The organism is Hallella absiana (assembly GCF_025457485.1).
Classification (GTDB): Bacteria; Bacteroidota; Bacteroidia; order Bacteroidales; family Bacteroidaceae; genus Prevotella; species Prevotella absiana.
This window is the reverse complement of record NZ_JAMXSP010000033.1, coordinates 21,949-27,948: the sequence shown is the minus strand read 5'-3', so window position 1 is coordinate 27,948 and position 6,000 is coordinate 21,949. Positions and strand designations below refer to the sequence as shown.

Sequence of the window (6,000 nt, the reverse complement as noted above, 5' to 3'; positions counted from 1 at the left end):
TAAGGAGATTTAATGCCATATTAATGGGTGGTATTAGTCAATTTTATACGTTGAAATATTTTGATTAATTAACACGTATAATCATATAGATACAAGTCAATATGAATAGGACACTACACTAGGGCTACATCGAATAGTGATTTAGGCAACAAAGATATTTCTACTGAGAAATTTGTTATTCTTCCAGAATACCTATCTAAAATATGGGTAGGAAATGCTATTTTCAAATCTTCATTGCTTAACAATACGTTTAAACCCGTAGCAGGAAAAAAGAAGGCAATAACACTTCTTACGAATGAACCAAATTCAACTCCCCTGTTGGTTACAACCCCTTCTTATTCCCAATTTAATCAGTATGTAAAATCTCAATTATCACAATGTAGTTTAGAACAAAGTCATGATTATTATTACTCTGTTGAACAATTTACATCATACGATGAACTTAAGGTGGCAATAGGTAATAATTACGATACAAATTTCTTATTTTGGGGTAAGCATGAGGACTTCAATTCAAGTGAACATAAGATTTCAAAATCAACTGGCTTATATGTGAGGTTTGCTCAAGAGCTATTTACAGTAACAATGGAACCTGAGTCATTACCTTATGTAGATGCTGCGGCAGGTGATATTGATTCTACGGTATACATAAATAGTGTATCATATGGAAGATTTGGTTTGTTGTCAATTGAGACAAATGAGCAAGCGGAATATTCAAAAGAATTAATAACTAAATGTTGCGATAAATTATTCAAACATAAAAGCTCTATTTTTACAAGTGAAGAGGAGAGTTTTTTAAATTCTTGTGAGTTTAAGCTGTTGCTGGTTGGTGGAAATGGAACAACTTCTATTGAGAGTTTTAGTGGATACAATGGTTTTGTTGATCATTTGGGTGACATTAACTCTACTAAGTCAAAAACTGTTGCACCAATATATTGTACTTTTCAAAATCTCAGAGATAATTCCCCATATTCTTTTCACTATAATCTCACTTACTATAAAGATCCGATATACATAGATATATTAGATTATGTGAAAGACTGGAGTCACAAGTATGTCATATATTTTTATTCAAATAAACAAAGACAACCAACCATTGCCTCACCCTTGGTCAGCTTTAACTTCATGTATAATAGAAAGTACGATGAGGTCAAAAGAAATTTTAAGGATACAACTTTTGTTATGTCATATCACAACACATCATTAGATAAGAAACTAGATGCATGCTCTTTTAGAACGAATTTCCCCATTATGAGACCATCGGGCATGCCGCATGGACATTTGGAATATGACGAAGTTAATAGAGTGCATGAGAGTGCAACTCTTATGGATAATATAGATTATAAACTTCTAAAGATTTGGACAATAAAGGAGGGTGTTATTCCCGACAGCATAGCCTTTTTGTTCAATACTGAAAATACTGAAACTACGAATAAGGATTTTGGTGGACACTTTGGTGGAGGAAGACACTTTGGTGAGGGAGGTCACTTTGGTGAGGGAGGACACTTTGGTGGAGATCGTGGAGGTTCTTCTCGTGGCAATTCAAATGGTGGTTCAGTAAGTATTGTATTTGGAGGTAGACGTTCGTGGGGGAGAGACTCAAGTAAAATAAATGATTCCTTAGATAATATTTCAAGAGGTGGTCATTTTGGAGCGAGACGATAATAACCCGATTATGCTACCTGCAAGTTAACTTGTTAATATACAAGCAAGCAAATGGAGAGAAGCCTGCGGACTTCTCCCCATTTGCCCGATTTCGTGCAGGAAACCGTCATAAATGGGCGCACTGGATATTTTCCGTGGGTGAGAACTGGTCTCTATCCTAGTACCGTGAACACATGGATCATGAAGAAAGAAACATCGTTGACTCCTTTCAGGTCAGGTCAGCTCTAAAGATCTTTATTTTTGAGTTTAATGACTCTGCTGAAGCGTTGGTTTCCCTCTTGATGAAGTAGTTGAGGATTTCATCTTCATAATATTTGATCGTATCACGAACTGATTTCACTTCACGCAAGGTGCACGCATTGACATCTTTGTACCATTCTTCCAGTCTTTCTTTTGCGGTCACCTTATCGAGTTTTTTTTATTTTTGAAGATGTATCTCAGTTTGTTAATTGCAAGATAGGCCTCCTCAAGTTTGGGGTATTTCCCAAAAAGGATCTTTGCCCTTTCTTCCTGATGTTCTGTCCACTTCTCCCTGCTCTTTTGGAGTTGGATACGGCACTTGGTTAAAGCATCTACAAGAGTCTCCTTATTGGACAGTTTCTCAGGCTTGAACCCTTTCTCTTTCTCAGGCTTCCGTCCACGATTGGTTTTGTGCCATTTCCCGCCATGTGTCTTTCGCATTCTCTCCGCATATTTCTTCCTTTTTTCCTAAGCTTTTCCTGACGCTTGTTATATTCGACCTTCTCCTTGTTGGCCTTCTTCTTTACGGCATCCCGCTTGAAGCGCATTCGAAGCTCATTTATGGCCTCTCCTCCTCGCTTCATTACATGAAAGCAGTCACGTGTCACTCTGGCGTTGGGAAAACAAAGACTGGCGATTGCACGCATGCTTTCGGACAAATCCATCGTGATGCTTGTAACTTTCTTCCTGTCGACCAACGGAATCTCGTTGAGGGCCTTAGCTACACTCTCGGCCTTAGTTCCCTTTATCATGGCTACTACAGATCTTTTCCTTCCATGTGCATCCTTGTTATGGACAATGGTCCATACGTCGCCATTTATGCTTGTCTAATCAATACCCAAACGGGGGCTTATGTTTGCCGCATTCAGCACATAATCTTCCGCATGCTTCTTTTGGTCCCATGATTTGTAGCCGCTTAGCACTTCCTTGTAGTTGCGCTGTAGCGTATTGACATTCAATCCGTAAGTCCACACTACGGATGATACTGTAACCGTCTCATTGTCTAAACGCCATCTTTAAAAAACGCGAAATCCTTGGCGTATCGCGTTCCAGGATGAGCAAGTTGAAACTTGTCCTCCAAATTGACTATTCGGCTGCTACCATCAGGCATGAGCCACCGGCGACGTCGTATATGCAATATCGTTTCGGGAAGTCAAGTATCTTACGATCCTCTGAAAGCCATTACATGTCGCCCCGCTCATGTCCGACATCTGGTTGTCAAGCTCATCAAGATAAATTTCAAGTTCCTTGCCATACAAACCCTTCCGATCTTTGGCATCGGGATCTATCAAGACTGTTGTTTCTTTTACGTTGACTACTTCAAAGTAATCCAAAACACTTTCTGGAAGAACAAAGCCTGCAAGGGCTTTCAATGCATCGGAGGAACTTAAGCTACTCATTGCCTTAGGGATTTATTGTTGTACGTGCACAAAGATAATACTTTTGTTCCAAATAGCATACAAGTATGTTCGAGTTTTTCTCAACTCTCACCCACGGAAAATATCCAGTGCTCCGGTGATTCATCAGGAGTTCTATCGCCCCAAGCAGGTCGCTGAGCTGCTCGGCATCAACATGAGGACCTATTATACGATAGTCAGCCTTGGCAAGTTGCATCCTGTCAAGCTCTCGGAACGTGTGACGGTCGTCGCAAGAAAGGAGATTTTCAACATGATAGAGGCGGCTATCGGAGTGGAACTGTCGACGTAGATATTCTCTAACGGCAAGCAGCATGTCACTGCCAAGGGAAAAGAAAATGATGGTGGCAAGACAGACAAACAACAAGCGACGAAGAGGACTGCCAAGGACCGCGCTCCCGTCGGTGTAACCCACGACACACATTATACGATGGCGGAGGTATGCGCCAAGTTCGACTACAGCTATGGCCGTCTCTACACGCTTCGAATGCGGTATCAGATTTCTGCCGTTCATGCCTTTGGCACCACCTGCTATCCCAAGGATGCAATCGACAAGGCTATTGCCGAGGAGCGTGAGCGGTTGGGCAAGACACTGGGTTAGCATTGGTACACCTGCGGTGAACTGATGCGCATCTATGGACTGGGCAAGACGCAGGTCAGAAGGTTCGCCAATACCCACAACGTGCGGACGAAGAAGGCCAACGGCAACCGGCTCTATTACTTGAAGGAGGACTGGGAGGCGGAGCGAAGAAAGGCTGAGGACAAGAGCTGTTCGACCAAGGGGAAACGCAATGGAGCATCGTGAGCCGCCAAAACCAGGTATGTGCTATTGGCCAAATCCGTGTGTACTTGTAAAGAAAAAACGGCAAATAAGCAGGTAAAACAAGCAAAATCGGTCATCTCCAAGGTGAAATACTCGTAAGGAGTTGTAGCCAGAAGCAATCAGCCGTAACTTTGTACCATCTATTTGCCTAACCGCATGAAGACTGCGGCAAGACGCAAGCATTATTTGGACCATTAAATTGAAACATCAAAAAGAAAAATAACATGACAAATCTTTGTACCAAAGTAACAGTGCGTCAGCGTAAGCTGGCAAAGGACAAGGTATCGCTTTACCTTGACTTCTACCCTGCCATCCGTCACCCCCGGACGGGGCGGATGACACGGCGCGAGTATCTTGGCATATACATCTATGCCAACCCTTCGGAGCGGTTCCAGCAGGAGTATAACCGCTCGATGATGAAGAAGGCGGAACTCATCAAGTGTCGCCGCACGGAATCGGTAATCAACGAGCAGTTCGGTTTTCTCGACCGGGCTAAGGGTCGAGAGAGCTTCCTCGACTATTTCGAGAAGCAGATGCAGGAGAATGAGTACGGCCACAACTGGCATACGGCCTTCGGTCACTTCAAGGACTATTGCGGCGGCAGCTGCTGCTTCGACGACATCACCGTGGACTACTGTCAGAAGTTTCTCGGCTACCTCATGTCGGAGAAGTGTGCCCGCAACGGCAAACTGATGATGGCTTCGTCGGCCAACAACTGTCTGTGTAAGTTGAAGGCGGTGCTGAGGATTGCTTTCGATGACGGCAAGCTCAAGGAGAATATCGCCACAAAGTTGGAGAAGGCTGAGGACGACAGCACGCCGAGGGAGTTTCTGACCCTCGACGAGGTGAAACATCTATCGGCTACTCTCTGCAAGAGTGAAGTGCTAAGACGCGCAGCATTGTTCTCTGTGCTCACGGGACTACGTGTCAGCGACATCATCCGACTGAAGTGGGACAACATCGAGCCGTCAGCCGATGGCGGATGGATGCTCCATTTCCGCACGAAGAAGACGCATAAGGAGAGTTTCCTGCCTGTCAGCGACGAGGCCGTAGAGCTGTGCGGAGAGCGGAAAGACGGTCAGGTGTTCAAAGACTTCACCACGGGCATTGTGGCCTATCACCTGAAGAAGTGGCTCAAGGCGGCCGGTATCACGAAGCACATCACCTTCCACTGCTTCCGCCACACCTTTGCCACGCTGCAGCTGGCGGCAGGCACGGACATCTACACCATCTCGAAGCTGCTCACCCACAGCGACGTGACAACCACGCAGGTCTATACGGATGTGGTCAGCTCGCTCAAACGGGATGCGACGAACAAGATCTCATTGAAATGAGACTCACATTATCTCATTCTCACATTCTCACAGAATAGAAAACTATCATTCTAACAGACTAACATTTTGATACTATGGAAAACCGAACGTCAACCTCACAATCAACTACTAACATGAGAACATTTACCTTTGACGGGATGCCGGAATCTCTGGTATCCCTCCATGAGAAGTGCGACACCATCATCGCCCTGCTGTCGTCCATCGCCAGCGGCTCGTGCGGCGCAGCTATGCACACGCCCATCGGCATGACAGAGGCCAGCAAGCTGCTCGGCAAGAGTCCGTCGACCATCTACGACATGACCTCGAAGCGGAAGATACCCTTCCACAAGCGTGGCAACAAGCTCTATTTCTTCCAGGATGAACTGATGAAGTGGATTACCGACGGAGGATACAGCGACACCCACTATCCGGACGATGCCGCGGCTAACATTGACGAACGCAAGGCCGAAAGGCATCTCAAAACCCTGCAGGCGGAAATCAAACGGAAACCGAAACCATTGATGTCCTGACGAATTGGCGATGAATG

Annotated in this window: 10 protein-coding genes; 6 read left to right on the top strand and 4 right to left on the bottom strand. The window is 44.8% G+C overall.

Going from position 1 to position 6,000, the window contains the following annotated elements; genetic code table 11:
• Positions 1-234: 234 nt before the first annotated feature.
• The gene (locus tag NG346_RS12470) at positions 235-1,662 is read left to right on the top strand and encodes a hypothetical protein (protein ID WP_262281144.1); all 1,428 of its coding nucleotides are present in this window, start codon (positions 235-237) and stop codon (positions 1,660-1,662) included.
• Positions 1,663-1,870: 208 nt separating this feature from the next.
• Here NG346_RS12470 and NG346_RS12465 read toward each other — a convergent pair whose 3' ends face one another.
• The 4 genes from NG346_RS12465 to NG346_RS12450 all read right to left on the bottom strand — a co-directional run bounded on the left by NG346_RS12465 (position 1,871) and on the right by NG346_RS12450 (position 3,302).
• Entirely contained in the window at positions 1,871-2,065 is a 195-nt protein-coding gene (locus tag NG346_RS12465; protein WP_262281143.1) for a transposase, read from the bottom strand.
• Positions 2,062-2,343 carry a transposase gene (locus NG346_RS12460; protein WP_262281142.1) on the bottom strand — a complete coding sequence of 94 codons (282 nt, stop codon included), beginning with the start codon at positions 2,341-2,343 and terminating at the stop codon, positions 2,062-2,064. The genes NG346_RS12465 and NG346_RS12460 overlap by 4 nt, the downstream gene beginning before the upstream one ends.
• Positions 2,235-2,702 (bottom strand): transposase, encoded by a 468-nt coding sequence (locus NG346_RS12455; protein WP_262281145.1) that lies wholly within the window; start codon positions 2,700-2,702, stop codon positions 2,235-2,237. The genes NG346_RS12460 and NG346_RS12455 overlap by 109 nt, the downstream gene beginning before the upstream one ends.
• 303 nt (positions 2,703-3,005) lie before the next feature.
• Entirely contained in the window at positions 3,006-3,302 is a 297-nt protein-coding gene (locus NG346_RS12450) for a hypothetical protein (protein ID WP_262281141.1), read from the bottom strand.
• Positions 3,303-3,417: 115 nt separating this feature from the next.
• Between NG346_RS12450 and NG346_RS12445 the strand changes: the two genes are divergently transcribed.
• From NG346_RS12445 to NG346_RS12425, 5 genes are all read left to right on the top strand, one after another.
• Positions 3,418-3,609, top strand: coding sequence for a helix-turn-helix transcriptional regulator (locus NG346_RS12445; RefSeq protein ID WP_262288808.1), 192 nt, complete (start codon positions 3,418-3,420; stop codon positions 3,607-3,609).
• 138 nt (positions 3,610-3,747) lie between these two features.
• Entirely contained in the window at positions 3,748-3,918 is a 171-nt protein-coding gene (locus NG346_RS12440; RefSeq protein ID WP_262281139.1) for a hypothetical protein, read from the top strand.
• Between the two features lie 24 nt (positions 3,919-3,942).
• Positions 3,943-4,122 (top strand): hypothetical protein, encoded by a 180-nt coding sequence (locus tag NG346_RS12435; RefSeq protein ID WP_262281138.1) that lies wholly within the window; start codon positions 3,943-3,945, stop codon positions 4,120-4,122.
• Between the two features lie 242 nt (positions 4,123-4,364).
• Positions 4,365-5,474 carry a tyrosine-type recombinase/integrase gene (locus NG346_RS12430; protein WP_262281137.1) on the top strand — a complete coding sequence of 370 codons (1,110 nt, stop codon included), beginning with the start codon at positions 4,365-4,367 and terminating at the stop codon, positions 5,472-5,474.
• Between the two features lie 113 nt (positions 5,475-5,587).
• Positions 5,588-5,983, top strand: coding sequence for a helix-turn-helix domain-containing protein (locus NG346_RS12425; RefSeq protein ID WP_262281136.1), 396 nt, complete (start codon positions 5,588-5,590; stop codon positions 5,981-5,983).
• Positions 5,984-6,000 lie beyond the last annotated feature (17 nt).

Excerpts from the sequence above, each read along its gene's own strand:
- NG346_RS12460 (WP_262281142.1), bottom strand. The coding sequence starts at position 2,343 with ATGCGAAAGACACATGGCGGGAAATGGCACAAAACCAATCGTGGACGG.
- NG346_RS12450 (WP_262281141.1), bottom strand. The coding sequence starts at position 3,302 with ATGAGTAGCTTAAGTTCCTCCGATGCATTGAAAGCCCTTGCAGGCTTT.
- NG346_RS12440 (WP_262281139.1), top strand. The coding sequence starts at position 3,748 with ATGGCGGAGGTATGCGCCAAGTTCGACTACAGCTATGGCCGTCTCTAC.
- NG346_RS12435 (WP_262281138.1), top strand. The coding sequence starts at position 3,943 with ATGCGCATCTATGGACTGGGCAAGACGCAGGTCAGAAGGTTCGCCAAT.
- NG346_RS12430 (WP_262281137.1), top strand. The coding sequence starts at position 4,365 with ATGACAAATCTTTGTACCAAAGTAACAGTGCGTCAGCGTAAGCTGGCA.
- NG346_RS12425 (WP_262281136.1), top strand. The coding sequence starts at position 5,588 with ATGAGAACATTTACCTTTGACGGGATGCCGGAATCTCTGGTATCCCTC.